This window comes from Pseudonocardia kunmingensis (assembly GCF_006716445.1).
Lineage (GTDB): Bacteria > Actinomycetota > Actinomycetes > Mycobacteriales > Pseudonocardiaceae > Pseudonocardia > Pseudonocardia kunmingensis.
Genome location: NZ_VFPA01000002.1, coordinates 547,439 through 568,568, shown reverse-complemented (window position 1 = coordinate 568,568; position 21,130 = coordinate 547,439). Strand labels below are relative to the sequence as shown.

General features: G+C 71.5%; 18 protein-coding genes and 1 pseudogene. 8 read left to right on the top strand and 11 right to left on the bottom strand.

Features of this window, described 5'->3' with window-relative positions; translation table 11 throughout:
- Positions 1-23: 23 nt before the first annotated feature.
- The 3 genes from FB558_RS18560 to FB558_RS18550 all read left to right on the top strand — a co-directional run bounded on the left by FB558_RS18560 (position 24) and on the right by FB558_RS18550 (position 3,523).
- Entirely contained in the window at positions 24-470 is a 447-nt protein-coding gene (locus tag FB558_RS18560) for a MarR family winged helix-turn-helix transcriptional regulator (RefSeq protein WP_142055170.1), read from the top strand.
- Positions 467-1,945 (top strand): MFS transporter, encoded by a 1,479-nt coding sequence (locus FB558_RS18555; RefSeq protein WP_142055168.1) that lies wholly within the window; start codon positions 467-469, stop codon positions 1,943-1,945. The genes FB558_RS18560 and FB558_RS18555 overlap by 4 nt, the downstream gene beginning before the upstream one ends.
- Before the next feature lie 282 nt (positions 1,946-2,227).
- Positions 2,228-3,523 (top strand): IS110 family transposase, encoded by a 1,296-nt coding sequence (locus FB558_RS18550; RefSeq protein ID WP_281288572.1) that lies wholly within the window; start codon positions 2,228-2,230, stop codon positions 3,521-3,523.
- A gap of 165 nt (positions 3,524-3,688) precedes the next feature.
- On the opposite strand, the pseudogene FB558_RS18545 reads toward FB558_RS18550, so the two are convergent.
- Positions 3,689-4,186 (bottom strand): annotated as a pseudogene (locus FB558_RS18545) (enoyl-CoA hydratase-related protein); the annotation flags it as partial.
- 223 nt (positions 4,187-4,409) lie between these two features.
- Here FB558_RS18545 and FB558_RS18540 point away from each other — a divergent pair.
- Entirely contained in the window at positions 4,410-5,867 is a 1,458-nt protein-coding gene (locus tag FB558_RS18540) for an MFS transporter (protein ID WP_170231395.1), read from the top strand.
- Between the two features lie 53 nt (positions 5,868-5,920).
- Here FB558_RS18540 and FB558_RS18535 read toward each other — a convergent pair whose 3' ends face one another.
- Positions 5,921-7,480, bottom strand: coding sequence for a TRAP transporter large permease (locus tag FB558_RS18535; protein WP_170231394.1), 1,560 nt, complete (start codon positions 7,478-7,480; stop codon positions 5,921-5,923).
- A gap of 2 nt (positions 7,481-7,482) precedes the next feature.
- Positions 7,483-7,983 carry a TRAP transporter small permease gene (locus FB558_RS18530; RefSeq protein ID WP_170231393.1) on the bottom strand — a complete coding sequence of 167 codons (501 nt, stop codon included), beginning with the start codon at positions 7,981-7,983 and terminating at the stop codon, positions 7,483-7,485.
- Positions 7,984-8,342: 359 nt separating this feature from the next.
- On the opposite strand from FB558_RS18530, the gene FB558_RS18525 reads away from it, so the two are divergent.
- Positions 8,343-9,203 (top strand): alpha/beta fold hydrolase, encoded by an 861-nt coding sequence (locus tag FB558_RS18525; RefSeq protein ID WP_170231392.1) that lies wholly within the window; start codon positions 8,343-8,345, stop codon positions 9,201-9,203.
- 57 nt (positions 9,204-9,260) lie between these two features.
- Here FB558_RS18525 and FB558_RS18520 read toward each other — a convergent pair whose 3' ends face one another.
- From FB558_RS18520 to FB558_RS18495, 6 genes are all read right to left on the bottom strand, one after another.
- Positions 9,261-9,569 (bottom strand): hypothetical protein, encoded by a 309-nt coding sequence (locus FB558_RS18520; protein ID WP_142055159.1) that lies wholly within the window; start codon positions 9,567-9,569, stop codon positions 9,261-9,263.
- Positions 9,570-9,672: 103 nt separating this feature from the next.
- The gene (locus FB558_RS18515; protein ID WP_342787405.1) at positions 9,673-10,704 is read right to left on the bottom strand and encodes an aldo/keto reductase; all 1,032 of its coding nucleotides are present in this window, start codon (positions 10,702-10,704) and stop codon (positions 9,673-9,675) included.
- A gap of 60 nt (positions 10,705-10,764) precedes the next feature.
- On the bottom strand, positions 10,765-11,016 hold the full coding sequence (locus FB558_RS45720; RefSeq protein ID WP_142055155.1) for a ketopantoate reductase C-terminal domain-containing protein: 252 nt from the start codon (positions 11,014-11,016) through the stop codon (positions 10,765-10,767).
- Positions 10,953-11,393, bottom strand: a complete 441-nt coding sequence (locus FB558_RS18505; protein WP_342787404.1) for a ketopantoate reductase family protein — start codon at positions 11,391-11,393, stop codon at positions 10,953-10,955. Before FB558_RS18505 ends, FB558_RS45720 begins: the two co-directional genes overlap by 64 nt.
- A complete protein-coding gene (locus FB558_RS18500) occupies positions 11,368-12,072 on the bottom strand; it encodes a TetR/AcrR family transcriptional regulator (RefSeq protein ID WP_142055151.1) in 705 nt (234 codons plus the stop codon). Before FB558_RS18500 ends, FB558_RS18505 begins: the two co-directional genes overlap by 26 nt.
- Positions 12,073-12,132: 60 nt before the next feature.
- Entirely contained in the window at positions 12,133-12,648 is a 516-nt protein-coding gene (locus tag FB558_RS18495; RefSeq protein ID WP_246106601.1) for an enoyl-CoA hydratase-related protein, read from the bottom strand.
- 147 nt (positions 12,649-12,795) lie between these two features.
- Between FB558_RS18495 and FB558_RS18490 the strand changes: the two genes are divergently transcribed.
- Both FB558_RS18490 and FB558_RS18485 read left to right on the top strand, forming a co-directional pair.
- The gene (locus FB558_RS18490) at positions 12,796-15,222 is read left to right on the top strand and encodes a CaiB/BaiF CoA transferase family protein (protein WP_142055147.1); all 2,427 of its coding nucleotides are present in this window, start codon (positions 12,796-12,798) and stop codon (positions 15,220-15,222) included.
- Positions 15,213-17,675: a CaiB/BaiF CoA transferase family protein gene (locus tag FB558_RS18485; RefSeq protein ID WP_170231391.1), complete on the top strand. Its 2,463-nt coding sequence runs from the start codon at positions 15,213-15,215 to the stop codon at positions 17,673-17,675. The genes FB558_RS18490 and FB558_RS18485 overlap by 10 nt, the downstream gene beginning before the upstream one ends.
- Before the next feature lie 158 nt (positions 17,676-17,833).
- On the opposite strand, the gene FB558_RS18480 is transcribed toward FB558_RS18485, so the two are convergent.
- A complete protein-coding gene (locus FB558_RS18480; RefSeq protein ID WP_142055144.1) occupies positions 17,834-18,907 on the bottom strand; it encodes a DUF2889 domain-containing protein in 1,074 nt (357 codons plus the stop codon).
- A gap of 253 nt (positions 18,908-19,160) precedes the next feature.
- Here FB558_RS18480 and FB558_RS18475 point away from each other — a divergent pair, with 253 nt between their 5' ends.
- On the top strand, positions 19,161-19,781 hold the full coding sequence (locus FB558_RS18475) for a metallophosphoesterase family protein (protein WP_170231390.1): 621 nt from the start codon (positions 19,161-19,163) through the stop codon (positions 19,779-19,781).
- A gap of 10 nt (positions 19,782-19,791) precedes the next feature.
- Here the strand turns inward: FB558_RS18475 and FB558_RS18470 are convergent, their stop codons facing one another.
- The gene (locus FB558_RS18470) at positions 19,792-21,060 is read right to left on the bottom strand and encodes a type 2 periplasmic-binding domain-containing protein (RefSeq protein ID WP_170231389.1); all 1,269 of its coding nucleotides are present in this window, start codon (positions 21,058-21,060) and stop codon (positions 19,792-19,794) included.
- Positions 21,061-21,130 lie beyond the last annotated feature (70 nt).

Below are 21,130 nucleotides of genomic sequence, written 5' to 3'. Positions count from 1 at the left end.
AGGTTGCCTGTAGATTCTCGCGAATGGCTCCCGCTGAACCCGGCCCGGCGACGAGGTCGGAGGCCGCGCGTACGGCCGCCGACCTGACGGTGGTGAGCGGCTGCCTGGCCCGCAGGCTGCGCGCAGAGAGCTCCGTGCCGCCGCACCACCTGGCCGTGATGGCCCGGCTCCGCGACCATGGGGCCGAGACGACGAGCGGGCTCGCCGCCCGCGAGCGAGTCCGTCCGCAGTCGATGGCCCAGACGGTCGCCGACCTCGTCTCCGAGGGGTTCGTCGTCCGGCGCGACGACCCGGACGACGGCCGCAAGCTTCTCCTGGACCTCACCGACCGCGGCAGGGTGGCGCTCGAGCACGCGCGCCTGGCACGGACGTCGTGGCTCACCACAGGCATCGAGCAGCAGCTCGACGACGCCGAGCGGGCCGTGCTGGAGCACGCCATAGTCCTGCTCAATCGGCTGCTCGACCGATGATGACCGTCCGGTCGCGCGGGCTGCTCATGACCCTCGTCTACTGCGGGCTCTGCACCTCGGTGGTCGGATCGCTCGGCGCGCTGTTGATCCCGACCATCGCCGACAGCCACGACGTCCCGCGCGGGACGGCGCAGTGGGTGCTGACCGCCGCCCTGCTCGTCGGCGCCATCGCCACCCCCGTCCTCGGAGCGTTGTGCGACCGGCCCTACCGGCGGACGGTGCTCCTCGCGACACTCGCCACGGTGCTCGCGGGCTCGGTGGTCGCTGCCATGGCGACCTCGTTCCCGCAGCTCGTCGTCGGCCGGACGATGCAGGGCCTGACCTACGGGATCATCCCGATGACGATGGCCACCGCCCGGGCGCACCTCCCCGCCGAGAAGGTCCGCGGAGCCGTCGCGGCGCTCTCGATCACGACGGTGACCGGCGCAGGGCTGAGCTTCCCTGTGACCGGGCTGATCGTGCAGATCTGGGAGTACCACGCCGCGTTCTGGTTCGCCGCCGGGTTCACCGCGCTCGCCCTCGTGGGCGTCGCCGTCGCCACCCCGCGCCGTGATCGGTCGCGGCCGGCGCAGCGCACCCGGCTGGACCTCGCGGGCGCCGTGCTCCTCGCCTGCGCGCTGACCAGCCTGCTGCTCGCGGTGAGCCAGGGCGGCGCCTGGGGCTGGTCCTCCCCCGCGGTGATCGGGCTGGCCGTGGCCGCCGTGCTGTCCTTCACCGCGTGGACGTGGCACGAGCTGCGCATCGACAACCCGCTGGTGCAGCTGCGGGCGTTCCGGCACCGCGACATGGCGGCCGCGAACATCGCTGCGCTCGGCCTCGGCGCGATGCTCTTCGCCGGGTCCTCCGCGGTCAGCCAGCTCGTCCAGACCCCGGTGTCGGCGCATTACGGATTCGCGCTGACCCTGTTGGGCGCCGGCCTCGCGCTCCTGCCGACCTCGATCGGCAGCCAACTCTCGAACCGGCTGATGCGGCTCGTCACCCGGCGTCTCGACCCGCGCCTGCTGTTGCCGCTCGGCCCGGCGCTGGTCGGCATCGACATGGCGTTTCTGGCCCTGTACCACGACGAGCTCTGGCAGGTGCTCGTCGGCCTCTTCCTGCAGGGACTCGGGATCGGGGTCACGTTCGGCGCGATGCCGATGATGATCCTCGCCGTCGTACCCGAGGACCAGACCGGCAGCGCCACGGCGATGAACCAGGTCCTGCGCACCCTCGGCGGCTCGATCGGCAGCGCGGGCACGGGCGCGCTGCTCGCCTCTGCGACACCGCTCGGCGCGCTGCTGCCGACGGAGTCGGGCTACACGCTGACGTTCGTCGTCGCGGCGGCCGGCTGCGGTGCGCTCGTCGCCCTTCTGGTGGTCATGGCCTTGCTCCCCGCCGCGGCGGGGAGCACCGCGATCGCCGGTCAGCCCCCGACTCCTTCCCGGTCGGCGTCAACGTCCACCTCGACGTCAGCGTGCACCTCGACGAGCCGTTGAAGGTTGACGAGGGACACTGCTCAGCGCCCTGTGAAGACGGGGTCGCGCTTCTCGGCGAAGGCGCGGGGCCCCTCCTTGGCGTCGGCGGAGGCGCTGATGGGTCTACCTTCCCTTCGCACGGTGGATCCCGGCAGGGAGCGCTTTCGGCGCTTGTCCCTTGAGGACTGATGTGAGACGGCGCCCCTGCCGGGCCCCGGCGAAGGCCTGACGCCCAGGAGGGTGTGGTCCCACGAGGACTGGTTCATCAGCACGACGCAGCGCCTTCCTGGTCCGCCGAGCACAATGCTCTCGGCGGAAGGAGACACGCGGGTGCTGGGAATCGGCATCGACTGGGCTGAAGAGTTCCATGACGTCGCCCTCGGGACAGTCGAGAAAGGAGTGATCGAACAGTTTCGCGTTCAGCACGGCCCGGACGGTGTCGCCGCCCTGATCGAGCGCGCCCTGCGCCTGGAACCGGACCCGGCCGAGGTCCGCGTGGTCATCGAGACCCGCCACGGCCTGCTGGTCGAGGCACTGCTGGATGCCGGGTTCACCGTGCTGCCGGTCAACCCCGACCTGGTCGCGCGCCGCCGCGGCCCGGCCCGGAAGAAGGACGACGCCGAGGACGCCCGGATCTGCTGCCTGCTCGCCCTCGACCGCCACCAAACCCTGAAGACGCTGGTGCCGCACGGGGAGATCAGCGGTGAGCTGCGCGCGATCGGTCGCGACGACGAACGCGCCGCCCGCGACCAACGCCGCCTGCTCAACCGGCTGCGCGCCGACCTGCAGACCACCTACCCCGCCGCCCTGACCCTCGCGGGCACCGACCTCGGCGCCCCGACGGTGCTGCGGCTGCTGCAGCGCTGGTCGACCCAGGCCGAACTCGCCCAAGCCTCCCGCGACGAACTCGAGGCGTTCGCCCGCGCGGGCCGCCACGGCTGGCCCGCCCGGTTCGCCGACCGTGTCATCGACGCGCTCGCCGCGCCGTCGTTGCCCACCCGGGACTACCTCGTGCGGGCCAAGGCCGCCGCGATCCGCCTGGCCGCGGTCCAGCTGCTCGCGCTGCACGAGGCCCGCCGCGGCTGGGAAGCCCGCATGGGCGAGCTCCTGCTCGGCGGACGCCGCACCGGCCGCGATCACATCGTGGAGGACCCCGACCCGGGGAAGGCATTCCCAGGCGGGGACATCTACCTGAGCTTCCCCGGCCTGGGAGACCGCCTCGCAGCTCGGGTCGCCGGTGAGATCGGCGAGCACATCGACCAGTTCGACTCCCCGAACGGGTTGCAGTGCTACGCCGGCCAAGCTCCGGTCACCCGACGCTCCGGCAAGAGTGACTTCGTCGTCGCCCGACGCCTCGCGCACAACCGATACCTCGGCGCCGCCGTGCACCAATGGGCGTTCTGCAGCCTCACCCGAAGCGGCTGGGCCCGCGAGTTCTACGACGCCAAGATCGCCGCGAAGAAGGGACACCACGCCGCCCTGCGCGCCCTCGGGAACCGCTGGCTGGAGATCCTCTGGCACTGCCTGACCAAGGGCATGCTCTACGACGAAAACGTCCACGTCGCCAACCGCAACCGCGCCCTCGGACGAGCAGCCTGACCCGGAGGTTGACAGAGGGTGTCTCACCGCCGCTCCCTCCTGTGCCGTGAGCTCCCAGAGCGGCGCGTCGGCGGGGCGCTCGGACCCGTGGTGACCGAGGGCGATCCGCTTGGTCGCCTGCACGGCGAGGGGGGCGTTGGCCGCGATCTTCTGGGCGAGCGCGACAGCGGCGTCGAGCACTCGGGCCGCCGGCACGACCTGGTTGACCAGGCCCAGCGCGAGGGCCCGCGTCGCGTCGATCGCCTCGCCGGTGAACAACAGCTCGAGCCCGATTCGGTGTGGCAGCTGGGTGGCCAGGCGGAAGGCTCCCCCGGCCCCCGCGACGAGGCCGCGCCGCACCTCCGGCAATCCGAAGGAGGCGGTCTCGGCCGCGACGACGAGATCGCTGGCCAGCGCGATCTCGGTGCCACCGCCCATGGCGGCGCCGTTGACGGCGGCGATCGTCGGCTTGCCGATGTAGTGGCCGACGTACCCCGCGAGGCCCCACCGCTGCCGCCGTTCTCCCTCGGGGATGATCCGCTCGCCGCGCATGATCGCCTTGAGGTCGGCGCCGGCACAGAAGGCCTTGTCGCCTGCGCCGGTGAGCACCACCGCGCGGACGTCGACGTCGCGATCGGCCTCCTCCATCGCGTCCCCGACCCCGAGGCAGACCGCTTCGTTCACGGCGTTGCGGGCTTCCGGGCGGTTGATCGTGATGACCAGGACATGGTCGCGGCGCTCCACCAGCACGGGTTCGGCGGCGACCGAGCTCGACTCGCTCACAAGGACTCCTCATCGGCGGGCCAGTGGTCTGTGGGCAAACCTTCACCCAGTAAGACAAAAGGTTATCTAATCTGGCTGATACTACTCGAGCTCATCGCGTGTGCGCACTGACCGAGGGAGCGCCGTGCCCCACTCCTGTCCGAACTCCCGCCCACGACCGGCCCTGCTCATCGGGACCCTGTGCCTGTGCGGGACGGTGACCTCGCTGCAGCAGACACTCGTCGTCCCGCTCCTGGCCGACCTGCCGCATCTGCTCGACACGACACCCGACAACGCGTCGTGGCTGGTCACGGCCACACTGCTCGCCGGAGCAGTCGCCACGCCGGTCACCTCCCGGCTCGCCGACATGTTCGGCAAGCGCCTGGTGATGGCCGGCTGCCTGGTCGTGATGGTGTGCGGCTCGCTCCTCGGTGCACTCACCCAGGACCTGGCGGGCGCGATCACCGCGCGCACCCTGCAGGGGGTCGGGGTGGCCCTCATCCCCATCGGCATCGCGATCATGCGCGACGAGCTGCCGGAGCGGCGGGTGCCGCTCGGCGTAGCCCTGATGAGCGCGACGCTCGCGATCGGCGCGGGCGCAGGTCTCCCGCTCGCGGGCTGGGTCGCCCAGTACGACTGGCACCTGCTGTTCTGGATCACCGGCGGGGCGGGCGCGGTCATGCTCGTCGCGGTTCTGCTCGCTGTCCCCGAGTCCCCCATACGCACCCGCGGCGCCTTCGACTACCGCGGGGCGATGCTGCTCTCGGCCGCGTTGACCGCCCTGTTGCTGGCGCTGTCGAAGGGCGGACAGTGGGGCTGGGGCTCGCGGCTCACGCTGGGCTGCGCGATCGGCGGCGCGCTGGTACTGGCGTTGTGGATCCCGCTGGAGCTGCGCGTCCGCAGGCCGCTCGTCGACCTGCGCATCGCGACCCGGCCCGCGGTCCTGCTCGTCAACATCGCGTCGGTCCTCACCGGGTTCGGCATGTTCGCGAACATGCTCGTGACGACGCAGCTGTTCCAGCTCCCCACCAGCACCGGGGTCGGCCTCGGCCTGGATACGGTGACGGCCGGGCTGCTCATGGCGCCCACAGCGCTGGTCTTCGGTGCGGTGGCCCCGCTCTCCGCGCTCATGACCCGGCTGGTCGGCGCGCACGTCACCCTCGCCGTCGGCGCGCTCGCCATGGGTGCGGCCTACGTCGGGCGGGTCTTCCTCAGCCACGATCTCTGGCAGATCATCGTGGGGTCGCTGCTGGTGTCGGTCGGCACCTCGCTGGCGTTCGGCGCGATGCCCGCGCTGGTCATGCGGCTCGTGCCCGTCACCGAGACGGCGTCGGCCAACGGGCTCAACACCCTCCTGCGCTCGGTCGGCACCTCCACCTCGAGTGCGGTCATCGCCGCGGCGACCGTGATCGGCGCCCAGCAGATCGCCGGTGTCACGTACCCGACCTTCGCCGCCCTCGCGGCCGTCTTCTGGGCTGCCGGCGCGGCATCCGTCGCCCACTCGTCGTCGTCCCCCTCCTGCTCCGCCGTGACATGCTCGAGCAGCCCGACGTCGAACCCGACGACGGCCTCGGCCCGGACGAGACGCTGGCCGAGAAGGTGATCACGAAGCAGATGCCCGTGACCGGGCGCCGCGCCTGACGTTGCGTCTCCGGGTCAACCGCCGCTGCTGGGCAACCACGTCGCCAGGCCGGGGAACGCGATCAGGATGAGAACCACGACCACGCTGACGGGCAGCAGCCAGCCGACACCCGTGAAGATGTCCTTGAGTGTGATCTTCTGTCCGAGACTGACCTCCTTGTCCTGGACGATCGAGTGCACGATGTAGGAGAGGGTGCCGACCGGCGGGGTGATCATGCCCAGCTCGACGCAGAGCACCGCGAAGACCCCGAACCACAGCGGGTCGATACCCAGCACCGGGAACAGCGGCAGCAGGATCGGCACCGTCAGCAGCATCGCGACGAGGGTCTCGCCGACCGCCCCGAGCACCAGGTAGACCGCGAACATCACGAGCAGGAACCCGACCCGTGAGAAGTTCGCGTCCGTCACCCAGGTCGCGAGCGCGGTCGCCAGGCCGCTGTCGGCGAGCACGAGCGACATGAGCCCGGCTGCCATCAGCATGAAGAAGACCGCCGACGACGCCACCGCCGCTTCGACGACCGCGATCTTGACCTCCTTGAACGCCGCACGACGGTGCGTCCACAGGGTCAGGATCAGGGAGAGCAGGGCACCGAGCGCACCGGCTTCGGTCTCGGTCAGGAACCCGGAGAACATGCCACCGAGGACCACCAGGATGATGATCGGCACCGGCCAGCACGCGATGACGGCGCGGACCTTCGTGGCGATCGGGATCTGCGCGATCTCCATGCGGCGCTCGCGCACCTTCTCCCTGCCGCCGAGCAGCTTCGGCGCGGCGACTCCCAGGAGGATGAGCGCGAGGGCCTGGCAGACGACGAGGAGCACCCCGGGGACGACCCCCGCGAGCAGCTGCGGACCGACCGGCACGGAGGCGACGCCCGCATAGATGACCAGCAGCACGCTCGGCGGGATCAGCTGCCCCGACAGACCCGACATCAGGACGGCCGACAGGGTCAGGCGCTTGTCGTAGCCCGCGCGCAGCATCTCGGGGATGCCGATCCGGGCGAGTGCGTACGTGACGCCGACCGTCGAGCCGCTGACGGCGGCGAGGCCACCGCCGGCGACGTTCGTCCCGACCGCCAGCGACGCAGGAACCCGGTTGAACACGAGGCTCATCGCGAAGAAGAGCTTGGTCGTGATGCCCGAGCGCCAGAGCATCATGCCCATGAAGATGAACATCGGCACGACGCTGAGCGACCAGGACGCCGTCTCCTCGTAGGGGAGCTCGCCGAGGATCGTGGTGACCGTGTCCCACTCGTAGATGAAGACCAGCGCCAGCGCGCCCGGCGCGATCATGCAGACCGCGATCGGGACCTTCATCCCGAGCAGGACCAGCATCATCGCCACGGCCGCGACGCCGTTCACCTCCGGCGCGGTGTCCGCCACCATCACGGCGGCCAGTACTGCGAGCAGTCCGTAGTTCACCAGGCGCCAGAGCCAGGCCCTCCCCTGCTGGTGCTCACCGCCGCTGGTGACAGGTGCCGGGATCGTGGGCGGGACCTTTTCGAGTGGGGCGCCGACCGCGTCGACCGGCGCGGCGTTCGTAGGAGGGACGGGACCCTCTCGGGTGGTGTCCATGCTCATTCCGCACCTTCCGCCAGGGTCGCGCCCTTGCTCTGGACGAGTAGGACGCCGTCGATCAGGAGCTGGATCGCGAAGAGCAGGAAGCCGATCGGTACGGCGAACGTGACCGGCCAGATCACCACGCCGGAGACACCCGCGGTCAGGCCGACGCCGAGGTTCCGCCACGCCTCGACGTAGCTGTACCAGGCGATGATCAACGACAGCGCGATCAGGAGCAGGTAGGTGAACAGTTGGAACTCGATCTGGATCGAGCGCGGCGCGCGGTCGAAGAGCAGCCTCGCCTCGATGTGCTGCCGGCGCTGCTGCGCCACCGCCAGACCGAGGAGCACGACGACCGGCAGGTACCAGTTGCCGACGTACTCGAGCGTGCCCTCGAGGGGCCGGTTGAGGAACGAGCGGCTGAGCGCGTTGGCCACGACGTGCAGCATGAGGACGAGAACGGTCGTGCCGGTCACCACGAGCAGCGCCGTACCGATGACCTTCTGCACTCCGTCCATCAGTCGCAGGAATGCTGGATCGGATCGCTGTTCACGGACGTCATCGGCCATCTGGAGCCCCTTACTCAGATCGCGGTGGCGGGCGGGACGCTCGGGCGCGGAGCAGCCTGGTCGCGCGCGCTGCTGGCGCGGACCGGCCTCGTTCGACCGTTCGGGGTGCCGACCCTCGATGCCGCCCGCGGAGGATCGAAATCGGCCCTTCATCTGCCTCATTAACCGGGTGCACAGCCTGCGGGACGCCCCGCGCTGTGTCAAGGCTCACTCCGAGCTCACCTGCGACGAGGGCTCGCGAAATGCGGTGGCCGTGTGCTGTGATCCGGCCGAGGCGACGACGCCTCGGCTCGCTCAGGAGGTCGACGTTGACGGTCCACGATCCCCCGACCGACCTTCCTGAACTGCAGGAGTCGGTCGAGGTCGACGGCGCGTACGTCCGGTTCTCCGTCTCCGGGCGGGGCGAGCAGGACGTGGCGCTCGTCCACGGTTCCGGCGCGCACCACGGGTGGTGGTATCGCGTGGTTCCCGCTCTCAAGGACCATTGGCGGGTCATCACCCTCGACCTGAGCGGGCACGGGGACAGCGACCACCGCGAGCGGTACGACGCAGCCACGTGGGGGCGGGACCTGCTCGGCGTGCTCGACGCGGCGGGCTCGACCCGCCCGCTCGTCGTGGGCCACAGCCTCGGCGGGCGCGTCGGCCTGCTCACCGCGGCGACGCACCCGCAATGCATGTCCGGACTGGTGCTCGTCGACGCCGCGTTGCGACCGCCGCCTGCGTTCCTCGCACGTGAGAACACCCGCAAGCCGCCTGTCCAGCGCCGGTACCCCACGCGGGAGGACGCCATGGCACGGTTCCGCCTGATGCCCCCGCAGCGCCAGCCCGCCGACAACGTGCTTGCAACGCTTGCGGCGTACTCGGTGCGCGAGACGGCGGAGGGCTGGACGTGGAAGCACGACCACCGCGGATTCCCGCCCCTCTACGACGCCGAGGTGGCCGAAGCCGCCCGCACGCTCAGGGTGCCGCTGGGCTACGTCTACGGAGGCGACAGCGGCCTCGTCGACGATGACGCGGCCGCACTCATCGGCACACTCGCGCCGACCGAGGTGCCGACGATCCGCGTGCCGGGTGCAACCCACCACGTCCCGGTGGACGCCCCGCTCGAGTGCGCCCGCGCGATCGACGAGATCGCCACCCGATGGCGGAGCGCGGGGGCGAGGATGTGATGACCGGCCCGGCAGCGGTCACGGCGGACTCCGGCTGCCGGGCCGGGGGATCTGGGATCAGTCGGATGCGGGCAGCGCCCGCGCATCCTTCAGCGGCAGTGCGACGCCGCCGACGGCGAGCGTGCCCTGGCCCGCCTTGGTGCAGAGGAGCTCGATACCGATGACGTCGTCCGCGTAGCGCTTGCCGAGCTGGGTCCCGTCCATCTGGGACGGGTCGGGGGTCCGCTTCGGCTCCCCCGCGGCACCCTTGAGCACCATCTCGATCCCGCCACAGGTGACGGCGAGGTCCTCGTCCGGCCACCGGATGACGATGACGGTCGTGGAGTCGACAGTGCTGGCGAGCGACTGCCCGACGCGCGGCTTCATTGCAGCGTTCCTCCGTACGTGGTGGGGCGGTGCAGCCCGGCTCGACGCGCCGGCACCGATACAGGGAGATAATTGTACCTGAGCTTCGCCAATTCGGAAGCGCTCACGTACGCGCGATCCTCCGCTTGGCCACGTGCCTGAGCGCCCGCGGTTCGTAGGCGACGTCCGTGCGGGAGATGGTCTCCCCCGGCGGTACCAGCTCGTCGACGCAGTCCAGGACCGCGTCGCCGAGCTGCAGCTCCGCGGCGGGCAACTGGCTCTCCAGCTGCTCCATCGTCCGCGGCCCGATGATCGTCGACGTGACGTCCGGATGGGAGAGCGTGAAGCCGAGAGACAGGCCGATCAGGTCGGTGCCGGCATCCGCGGCGACCCGCTCGAGCTGTGGGATCAGGTCGAGCTTGCGCTCTGCACCCGGAGAGTCGAACCGCCATGCGCCGCGCTGGAGCCGGGCGAAGCGCGACTCGTCAGGAACACCACCCGCCTCGCGACGGTACTTTCCCGTCAGCCAGCCGCCGTTCAGCGGACTCCAGACGATGGCCCCCATGCCGTAGCGCCGGCAGGTCGGCAGAACGTCGCGCTCGATCCCCCGGACGAAGATCGAGTAGGGCGGCTGCTCACACCTCAACCTGACGTGACCCCGCCGCTCGGAGCACCACTGCGCCTCCGCGATCGCCTCCGCGGGAAAGGTCGAGGAGCCGACCATCCGCACCTTGCCCTGCCGCACCAGGTCGGAGAGCGCGCCCAACGTCTCGTCGATGTCGGTGTTCTCGTCGGGGCGGTGCAGCTGGTAGAGGTCGATGCAGTCGGTCTCCAGCCGGCGCAGGCTGTCCTCGCACGCCTGCACGATCCAGCGCCTCGAGGACCCGCGGTGGTTGGGATCGCGGCTCATCGGGTTGAACGCCTTGGTCGCGAGCACGACGTCGTCGCGGCGACCCTTCAGCGCCTCGCCGATGATGACCTCGGACTCACCGCGCGAGTAGGCGTCCGCGGTGTCGATGAAGTTCACCCCTGCGTCCAGGGATCGGTGCACCATGCGGACGCACTCGTCGCGATCGGCGTTCCCCATGCTCCCGAACATCATGGTGCCCAGACAGAGGGAAGACACCCGTACTCCGGAGCCCCCCAGGCTGCGCATCTCCACATCGACCTCCGCGTCTAATGAGCTACCTCATCGAACGGTATTGGTCGATGCGCGTCAAGCACGCGATGTGGGTTCTCCCGCAGCGAGCAGGGCGGCGATCGTCCGCGTCGTCGGTGTCGGTACGCCGTGTCGAGCGGCGACCCGGAGGACCGCGCCGTAGAGCGCGTCGTGCTCGGTGGCTCGACCTGCACGCCGGTCGTACGGCATGGAGGTGCCGGCCGCGTCCTGGTCGGCGAGCAGCCCTACGACGGCGGCCGCATCGGCCGGGTCGAGCGCCGCCCCTCCACGGCCCCGACCGTGAAGCATTCCGCCACGAGCGCTCGTGCCACCGCACCGAGCTCGGGGGCCCGCAGGGCGTCGGTCAGCCGTCCGGTCAGCGCCGCGAGCCCGTTGCCCGCCACGTTCGTGCCCAACTTGCGCCAGGCCTGGGTCGTGAAGTCCGAGCGTGCTCGGACTTTCGCCAACGGCGAGGCGAAGCACTCCGCGAAACGACGTCCCGCCTCGCCTTCCGGAACGAGGAAGCGCTCCATCCCGTCGTGCCAGGAGCGACCCGGCGCGAGCAGCTCCGCACCGCAGTACACGACAGCGGGAAGCACCGTCGCACCCTGCACGAAGGACGCGGCGCGCTCCACCGCCTCCACCCCGTTGTCGATACTGTCACAACGTCGTTTCTGCGGGACCACGCCATCCGGGCAGCTGGAGGACCAGGTCGAGCGCCTTCACGACCTGGGCACGCACCCGTTCGTCGGGTGCCGCCGAGAAACCGCACGCCAGCGACCAGGAGACGCCGAGCACGCCGTCGACGAGCTCCTCGCGGTCGATGCCGGGCTCGAGCTCGCCGGCCGCCACCGCGTCGGCGAGGATCGCGTCCACGGCACGCCGGAGGCCCCTGACGTAGTCGCGCAGGGCGGCGCGCAGGCCCGCGTCGTGCACGCTCTCGCGCGCGAGCCGGAGGTAGAGCTCCCCGAGCTCAGGCGTGGCGAGAGCATCCTCCAGCCCCGCTGTCAGCAGTGACCTCAGCCGGGCACGGGCGCTCTCCCCCCTGGGCGGCGACATCTCCCAGAACCTGCGCAGGATGCCGGAGCCGGCGGGATCGCCCGAGGTCTCCAGCAACACCGCCCGGGCCAGGTCCGTCCGCGTGCGGAAGTAGTTGTAGAGCGCGGTGCGCGCGAGCCCTGCCTCGTCGGCGATGGCCTGCATCGACGTGTCGTCGTACCCCGTGCGCGCGAAGCAGCGCGCGGCGACATCCAGGATGTGCCTGCGGGTGCGGGCGCCGTCGGAGTTGCGCGGCCTGCCGGGGCCGCGCCGACGCGGGCCACCGTCACCCGGCGGCGCCTCCTCGGCATGCACTCGTGCCGCCATCGCATCCCTTCCGCGGCTGTCCGGAGCACGACGGTACCGAGCGTGCGAGTGGGAACCCGGTCAGGGAGCGTGCCTGCGCGCGGGGCGAACGGGCGGCGCCTCGCTCCAGGCCGGCACCCCGAGTTCGGGCGTCCCCGCCGGGTACCCGCCGGTCCGCTCGGCCCAGTGGGCGTGATTCAGCTGGTGGAGCGAGAAGCACGCGTTGAGTGCGTTCTGGAAGCCCATGTTGTCGACGGACTGGTTCACCGATTCCTTGATCAGCAGGGCGGCCATGGTGTCGGTGCCGGCGATCCGCTCGGCGAACTCGGTGCCCTCCGCCGCGACGATGAGGTCGCACGCCCACATCAGCATCAGGCCCGCCGCATAGACCCTGCCGTGCACCTCGGCGACGGTGACCTTCCGGAGGTCGCGCCAGCGCAGCGTGTTGCGGAAGAAGTAGTGCCACTCCTGCAGCATCCGGGTCTCGGCGGCGTGCCTCGTCCCGCCGTTCACGGTGTACGTCGGGTGCTGCTGCGGCCCTGCCTCCCGCTCGGCGCGAGCCTCCGAGGAGCCCAGGTCGTGCCCCGCCGAGAACAACGGTCCGGGCAGTCCTCCGGTGTGTCGCGCCGCCGACGGCGGTCCATCTGATGAGAAGCCTGTTCTCGCACCGTATGGCCAGGACCCGGCCGCGTGCTAATAGTTGACAGCGCGTCGTGGAAATGACGTTCTCGCGAGGGAGCCGATGTGGTCTCTGCCGACGGAAACACCACCAGCACCGCCCTGGAGGGCCTGCGCGTCCTCGACCTCACCGGGGGTCAGGCGGGTGCGCTCACCACGATGGTCCTGTGTGACAACGGCGCGGAGGTCGTCAAGGTCGAGCCGCCGGGGGGCGACCGGCTCCGCCGCCTGCCCGCGTACGTCATGTGGCACCGCGGAAAGCTCGGTGTCGTCGCCGACCTCGCCACGGAGGCGGGCCGCGACCGCGTGCGGGAGCTCGCCATCGGGGCCGACGTCATGGTGCAGGACTGGCGTCCGGGGGTGGCCCGGCGCCACGGTCTGGCCCACCCACAGCTCGCCCCGGCCAACGACCGGCTCGTCACCTGCGCCATCACCGGGTTCGGTCCGCGCGGGCCGTGGGCGCGGCTCAAGGGCTACGAGGGCGTCGTCGCGGCGAAGTCCGGGGTGTTCTCCACTCCGTCGGGATCGCTGGACACCGGGGCGCGGCCCCGGTTCTCCCCCATCGCGGCCGGCAGCTTCGGCGCGGCGATGGGCGCCCTGCAGGGGATCCTCGCGGCGCTGTACGCCCGCGGCGCCGACGGGCCCGGCCAGCTCGTGGAGGCGAGCCTGCTACAGGGACTCACCAGCTATGACCTCTACCCGTGGCTCGAGCCGCTGGTCCCGCCGGAGCGGCTGGTCCGCGAGCGCCCTGCCGGGATGGGGTCGACGATCTACCCCCCGATCTCCGGGATCGTCGCCTTCACCAAGGACGGGCGCTGCATCCAGTTCGGCAACTTCCTCCCCCACCAGCTCGCGGCGTTCCTCCGGGCGACCGACCTGACCGACTGGTACCGGGAGAACGCCGGCGGACCCACCGAGGTGGTGCAGGCGTACGCGCGGCAGCGGATCACCGAGCGCACCTGGGACGAGTGGCAGGCCGCGTTCGACGCCGAGCCCGACATCGCGGGCGAGCCCTACCGCACCGCCGAGGAAGCCACCCGCCATCCGCAGCTGGTCCACAACGGTCAGGTGGTCGACATCGACGATCCGCGGTGGGGGCCGACCACACAGATCGGGCCGCTGGTCACGCTGGAATCCACCCCCGCCGACATCGGCGAGCCCGCCCCTGCCATCGGCCAGCACGACAGGACCGCGTACTTCCCGCGGCGGGATCGTCCTCGGGCGACCAGGCAGCTGTCCGGTGCCCCGCTCGCCGGAGTCACGATCGTCGAGCTGGCGTGGTTCTACGCAGCTCCGTTCGGGCTCGCCCTGCTGGCCGATCTCGGCGCCAGGGTGATCAAGGTCGAGAACCTCGCGGGCGACCCCCACCGGTCCCAATCGGGCGTCCGCGAGTTCGCGGGTGTGAAGGGATTGCAGGGCAAGGAGAGCCTCGCCGTCGACACCCGCACCGCCGAAGGCAAGGAGATCCTGCACCGGCTCCTGCGCCGCGCCGACATGGTGATGCGCAACTTCCGGGAGGAGGCCTCCGTGCGGACGGAGGTCGACGCCGCGTCGCTCCTCGCCGTGAACCCGGACCTCTTCTACCTGTACGCCGCCGCCTACGGCAGCTCCGGCCCGTCCGCCATGCGGCCCGCCTACGCGCCGACGATCGGGGTCGGCGTCGGGCACCAGGCGTTGCAGCTCGGCTGGGAGCACGCCTTCGACGACGTCACGGCGATGGACCCGGACGAGGCCGTCCAACTGGGCGAGCTCACCCAGCAACGGCAGGCCCACAGCCTGGTCAACGCCGACTCCGGGGCCGCACTCGGCGTCGGCACCGCGATGCTGCTGGGCCTGCTCGCCACCCAGCGCACGGGTACCGGCCAGGCAGGCCAGACCTCGATGCTGGGCACCAACGCCTACACCGTCTCCGAGGCCTTCTTCGTGGCGGCGGACGCGCCACGGCATCCGCGGGCCGACCCGGACGCGTACGGCCTGGGTGCGCTGTACCGGCTCTATCCGGCCGCCACCGGCTGGGTCTTCCTCGCCGTCACCGACGACGAGGAGTGGGGCGGGCTCGCGGCGACCGTCCGGGACGCCGGCGGCCCCGACCTCGACAGCGATCCGAGGTTCAGGTCAGCGGCCCACCGCGAGTCGCACGACACCGCGCTCGCCGCGGTGCTGGCCGCGACGATCGCCGGACGGACCGCCGCAGAGTGGGAGGCGCTCTCGACCGCGCACGACGTGGCCTGCGTCGAGGTCAACGACCAGCCGTTCCCCGTGTTCACGACCCAACACCCCGCGATGGTGGAGAACGGCTTCGTCGGCGAGGTGGAGCACCCGCTCTTCGGACGCCACCGCCGCCACGGCGCCATCGTGACGATGGAGCAACCCGCCACCCTGGGGCCGGGCTGCCTCGTCGGCCAGCACACCCGCGCGATCCTGCGCGAGCTCGGCTACTCCGAGTCGGCGATCGACGGACTGCGCGCGCGGGGAGTCGTCACGTGGCCGTGAACCCGCCTCCGCTCGACGGCCTGCGGGCCGTCCTGGTCTCCCCCACCCGTACGGCGTTGCAGACGGGGCAGTTCCTCGCCGACTTCGGCGCCGAGGTCGTCATCGTCGAGCCGCCGGGCGGCAGCCGGCTGCGCGACGAGGCGGCCTGGCCGTTCTGGGCGCGGGGCACCACGAGCATCGAGCTCGACCTGCACGACGCCGCGGACCACGAGATCGCTCTCGGGCTGGCGGTCGGGAGCGACGTCGTCGTCGAGTCGTTCCGACCCGGGGTGTCCGACGCGCTGGGCCTCGGACACACCGCGCTCGCGGCGCGCAACCCGCGAGTGATCACCTGCTCCATCACGGGGTTCGGGCGCACCGGACCGTACGCGGACCTGCAGGGCTACGAGGGCGTCGTGATGGCCAAGACCGGGGTGCTGTGGCACGTCGCCGGCCTCGCCGGCGGGGGCCGCCCGGCGTTCCCTGCCGCTCTCTACGGGTCGTTCCCCGCCACCCAGCTGGCGTTGCAGGGGATCCTCGCCGCCCTGGTCGAACGCGAGGACTCGGGCCGCGGCCAGCACGTCGAGACCAGCATCGCCCAGGGCATCACCGTGCACGACACCTTCGGCTGGTTCGCCCGCGTGGTGGCGGCGCGCTTCCCGGACAGCTTCCGCCAGACCCCGATCGCGAGGGACGGCGTGCCCGCGGGCGACCTGTCCTTCCGGTTGTTGATCGCCCTCACCGCCGACGGCCACTGGCTGCAGTTCTCCCAGGTCGTCGATCGGCTGTTCCGCGCGATGATGCGCGTTCTCGAGCTCGACTGGATGCTCGAGGACCCGGAGTGGACGGGCGCGCCCGCATTCGAGGACGCCGCGAAGCGCGAGGCCTTCTGGGAGCACCTGCTCCGTGCCGTGAAGGCACACCCGCTGGCCGAGTGGCAGCGGCGCTTCGACGAGAACCCCGACGTCTGGGCCGAGACCTTCCGCCAGGGTGACGAGGTGCTCGACCACCCCCAGACCCGCTGGAACGGGATGGTCACCGAGATCGAGGACCCGGTCCTCGGGCCGGTCCTGCAGCCCGCCGCCGTGGTGCGCATGGACGGCACGCCGGCGCGCCTGGGCCGCTCGGCACCACGACGTGGGGCGCACGACGAGGTGTTGCGGCGACGCGTGGCCCCCCCGGGACCCGCACCCACCCCCGCCGCGGACCTCGGGTCCGCGGCACCGACGCGGCCCCCGCTCGCCGGCGTCACCGTGCTCGAGCTCGGCACCTACTACGCGGCGCCGTTCGGGGCGACGCTGCTGGCCGACTACGGCGCGCGCGTGATCAAGATCGAGGAGCCGGCCGGCGACCCGATGCGCAACATGCTGCCCTTCCCCGATGTCGCCGGGATCAAGGCGCTGGTCGGGAAGGAGAGCATCGCCGTCGACATCCACACGGAGGAGGGGCGCGAGGTCGTCCGCGACCTGGCGGCGCGTGCCGACGTCGTGCTGCAGTCGTTCCGCGCGGGTGTCGCCGAGCGCCTCGGGCTCGACGCCGTCTCGCTGCGCGCGGTCAACCCCGACCTGGTCTACCTCACGGCGCCCGGCTACGGCGTCGACGGGCCGTGCGGGCACCGCCCCGCCTACGCCCCGACCATCGGCGCGGGCGCGGGGCTCGCCTACCGCAACGCCGGCGCCGGCTCCGCGATCCAGGCGTCGGCCGACATGGGGATCGACGAGATCAAACAGGTCTGGAACCGCCTCGTCTACGCCGTGATGGGCGTCGGCAACGCGGACGGATACGCCGCAGTGACGGTCGGGACCGCGCTGGTACTGGGCATCCTCGCCCGCAAGCGCGGCCACGGCGGCCAGACCATGCTGACCACGATGCTGTCGACCGCCACGCACGCGCTCTCGGAGGAGACGGTCCGCTACGCGGACCGCGGCCCGGCGCCGACGGCCGACCCGGAGCTGTACGGGCTCGGTGCGCTCTACCGCCTCTACCAGGCCGCGGACGGTTGGGTGTTCCTCGCCGCGCCCGAGCAGCACGAGTGGGAACGGCTCGCCACGGTCATGCCCGGGACGTGGTCGACCGATTCGCGCCTGACCACGGCCGACGGCCGTCGCGAGCACGACGCCGAGCTCGCGAGCGCGCTCGCCGAGTGGTTCCGGCAGCGCACGGCGGCGGAGTGGGAAGCGGAGCTGCGGGCCGCGGACGTCGCGTGTGTCGAGGTCGTCCCGGGCCCCGTGGAGGGCGGCTACCTCGACGAGGGGAGCGTCGGGCAGGTGTCGGGATTCGTCACCACCTGCAGGCACGGATTCCTCGGCGAGATCCCCCGCCTCGCACCGCTCGTGCGCTTCTCCCGGTCCGCAACCGTCGCAGGCGACGCCTGCGCGGTCGGCGAGCACACCCTCTCGATCCTCGGCGAGCTCGGCTACTCGCGCCGGCGCGTCGAGCAGTTGCTCGCCTCGGCGGTCGTCGCCGCGGACTGAGCACCCGCACGGCGCGAGACCCGATCCTCCGGCGGTGGCGCACCGCCCGGCCGGTCGCTCCTGCACGTCGACCACGGCGCTCGTCTGGGCCAGCCCGGCCCGCCTGACCCGGTCCGGGGGTACCGAGATCCAGGCCGTCGACCGCGAGTCCGCCGCGCTCAGCCGAGGTTCTGCGCCCGGTCCAGGCGCTCCACGACGATCGGGACCTCGGCGAGCGCACGCAGGGCGTCGTTGAGGTGGGTGCAGCCGTCCGTGCCGATGACGAGCTCGAGCACCCGGTGCCGCAGCGTGGCCATCGGCTCACCGGTGAGCAGATCGACGTTGGCCGCGGCGGCGGGGCACGTCGGGAACGGCAGCACCCGCGGATCCGCGGTGATCGACGTCAGCCGCATCGTCGCGCGGTCGACGACGGCGTGCACCCCGTACTCGTGCACGACCGTCTCGACACCGTCGGGGCTCCACATGCTGTCGCGGAAGAGCGAGTCGACGCGGATCTGCGGGCCGTCCACGACGTCCACCCGCCTGCGGCGGCGCAGCATCGGGGCGTCGCCGGGCGGCCCCGCGATCTCGTGCCATGCCAGGGGGTCGCCCGGTTCCGCGAGTTCGAAGGCAGGCACCAGGTTGTGCTGCGGGTCCTCGCCGCCCATGATCCGCTTCACGGGGAAGCCGTCGGGCCGGAACCCGGAGCAGATGCCCGTCATGTCGTAGCCCGGCCCGCGGTGCCTCCGCGCGGCGTACATCTCCTGCGCCTCGGGCCAGAGCCGCCAGGCGAAGGGGCCGACGAGGGTGACGCCCGGCATGTCGTCCAGGAGGAAGTAGGTGAGCGTTCCGGCCGCCATCTCGTCCGGGATCAGGCCCTGCAGCCGGTGCCGGTAACCGCTGCCCCCGCCCCCACCGAGGAGCTGCTGGAGCTCGGCGCGCTCCGGGGTGCTCTCCAGTGAGCGCAGCACCCTGGTGCCGTCGACGCGGACGTGGAGCTGCGCCTCGTCAGGGCGGGCCTCGTCAGGGCGGGCCTCGTCAGGGCTGTCGGACCCGCCATCGGCCCGGGTGACGAGGTCGCGCGCAGCGGCATCGATCTGCATGCCGCCCGCCAGCCCGTCGGGCCACGTCATGTTCCAGTGCCCGGTCCGCCGCACCGAGCCGGGGTGGCGCGCCGGGGTGCCGGAGTGCGGGGAGGCCGGCGCGGGCGGCAGGTCCGTCAGCAGCGGCAGGGCGCGGCGAGGAGCAGTCATGGCGTGTCCCTCCGGATCAACGGCCGAGGGCGGCCCGGCGAACGGGGCGCGGCGGAAACCTCGTTCTCAGATCTCCATCAATACACCCTTTGACCGGAACCTCCGGCCCTGGGTCTGCGTGACGGGGCCCACGCAGCCTCCTCCCCGCGGGGCGCGAGCCGTTGCACGTGACTCGGATCGTGGGTTACCGTCCGCCGATAGTGAAAACGCTGTTTGCAACAGCCGGGCCGGGGCGCACGGCGAGGTGGGGCAGATGAGACTGGGCCTGGTGTCGGATGTCCATTGCAACCTGGCCTCCTTCGAGCGCGCCCTCGACGAGCTGGGGCCCGACGTCGACGAGGTGCTCCTGCTCGGCGACCTGATCCACGAGTACCGCTTCTCGAACGAGGTCGTCGGCCGCGCGCTCGACGACGGGCTGCGCTACGTGCTGGGCAACCACGAGCTCGGATTCCTCAAGAACCCGGCTGCCGTCGGCCGCCCGGGCGTCGACCAGGTGCTGGTCGGCAAGCTGCGCGACGTACCGCTGCGCATCGACCTCGAGATCGCCGGGAAGCGCCTCTGCATCGTGCACGCGAGCCCGTTCGCCCCGTACAACGACTACCTCTTCTCCGGCTCCCCGCTGCTGCGGCGCTGCAGCGAGATCGACGCCGACTTCCTGCTGCTGGGCCACACGCACGTCCCGATGGCCGAGCGCCACGGCGGCACCCTCGTCGTCAACCCGGGATCGATCGGCGAGTCCCGCGACCCCGGGTCGTCGACGGTCTCGTACGCGATCCTCGACACCGTCAGCGACGATGTCGAGCTCCGGCGCTTCCCCAACCCCGCCTACGGGGTCGAGGGACCGACCGTCCGCAGCACTCTCGGCCCCGCCTGAACAGCGTGGGTCACGCCGGTCGCTTCGGCAGCAGGATCTCCTCGTACATGCGGTCCGCGAGCGGCCTGGCGTCGAACGTGGCCGGGTCGAACTCGTCCGCGTAGCTCCCCCACGTCACGGTGTCGGTGTAGCCGAGCTCCTCGGTGACGATGGTGTACCAGCGGTCGTACGCGTCCTCGTACCGGGCCACCAGGGCCGCACCGTCGTCGGTCACCCCCTGCTGCTCGGCGTTGCCGGCGACAGCCGCCTTCTCCTCCTCGTGCTGCTGCGCGGCGACCTGCATGACGTCGGCCCCGTACTCACCGACCGCGACGTCGTACTGGTCGCGCGCGGCGACGAGCGAGTCCCAGGTCGAGCCGAAGGACGCCTCGACCTGCCCCTCGATGAGCTGCGGCAGGGTGTCCCAGAGCAGCTGCCGCGCGGCGAGGGGCAGCTCGTTCCACATGCTCTCGCCGAAGCCCCACGCCGTCGCCGTCTGGGTCCAGACCAGCTCCTCGTTCTCCAGCGTCCAGGAGCTGACGACGTCGTAGTACCCGCCGGTGAAGCCGGCCGAGACGCCGTTGACCGCGCAGTCGACCACCCCGCGCTGGAGGCCCTGGTACATCTCCGCGTTGACCATCGACACCGGAACCATGCCGATCGCCTCGGCCATCCGCGCCTGCCCGCTGTCCGCGACGCGGATGCGCTTTCCCGCGAGGTCCGCGAGGCTCTGCAGCGGTGTGGCGGACACGCAGTGCATCCGCGCCTCGTTGTTCTGGAAGATCGGCATCGTCGCCACGATGCCGCCTTCGGTCATCTCCTGGACCAGCGGCTCGAAGGAGTGGGCGAAGTCGAGCCTGGCCGCCAGCAGCGCGAGCCTGCCCGCGATCGGGCTGCCGCTCCCGATGAATCCCAGGCTGGCACCCAGGTTGGCGACGGGCCACTCGTCGGGCTGGTAGGCGGGTACGAACGTGCCCATGTCCATGCGGCCCTGCCCCAGACCGTCGGCCATCTTGTCGAGGGTGAGCTTGGCGCCACCGAAGTCGAACTCGAAGGTGATCTTCCCGCCGGACCATTCGTCGACGAGCTCGCCGTAGCGGACGTACGCCTGCACGGTCGGGGTGTTCGGCCCGCTCGTCATCCCGCCGAAGCCGAGCGTGACCGGCTCCATGTCGGAGAGTGCGGCCACGTAGTCCTCCTTGGCCGCGCCGAGCGGGACACCCGCGCCCCCACCCTCCTGGCCTGCACCCGCGGGCGCGCACGCGGCCACCGCCACCGTGCATGCGAGGGCGACGAACACCGCCACACTCCTGGGAAACCTCATCCCGTACCTCCGCTCGTCGTTGAACTTGTCGGGGAGAGAGCTCAGC

Coding starts and splice junctions, on each gene's coding strand:
- FB558_RS18480 (WP_142055144.1), bottom strand. CDS start 18,907: ATGACTGCTCCTCGCCGCGCCCTGCCGCTGCTGACGGACCTGCCGCCC.
- FB558_RS18500 (WP_142055151.1), bottom strand. CDS start 12,072: ATGGCGGCACGAGTGCATGCCGAGGAGGCGCCGCCGGGTGACGGTGGC.
- FB558_RS18475 (WP_170231390.1), top strand. CDS start 19,161: ATGAGACTGGGCCTGGTGTCGGATGTCCATTGCAACCTGGCCTCCTTC.
- FB558_RS18530 (WP_170231393.1), bottom strand. CDS start 7,983: ATGGACGGAGTGCAGAAGGTCATCGGTACGGCGCTGCTCGTGGTGACC.
- FB558_RS18550 (WP_281288572.1), top strand. CDS start 2,228: ATGCTCTCGGCGGAAGGAGACACGCGGGTGCTGGGAATCGGCATCGAC.
- FB558_RS18555 (WP_142055168.1), top strand. CDS start 467: ATGATGACCGTCCGGTCGCGCGGGCTGCTCATGACCCTCGTCTACTGC.
- FB558_RS18560 (WP_142055170.1), top strand. CDS start 24: ATGGCTCCCGCTGAACCCGGCCCGGCGACGAGGTCGGAGGCCGCGCGT.
- FB558_RS18515 (WP_342787405.1), bottom strand. CDS start 10,704: ATGCGCAGCCTGGGGGGCTCCGGAGTACGGGTGTCTTCCCTCTGTCTG.
- FB558_RS45720 (WP_142055155.1), bottom strand. CDS start 11,016: ATGCTTCACGGTCGGGGCCGTGGAGGGGCGGCGCTCGACCCGGCCGAT.
- FB558_RS18535 (WP_170231394.1), bottom strand. CDS start 7,480: ATGGACACCACCCGAGAGGGTCCCGTCCCTCCTACGAACGCCGCGCCG.
- FB558_RS18520 (WP_142055159.1), bottom strand. CDS start 9,569: ATGAAGCCGCGCGTCGGGCAGTCGCTCGCCAGCACTGTCGACTCCACG.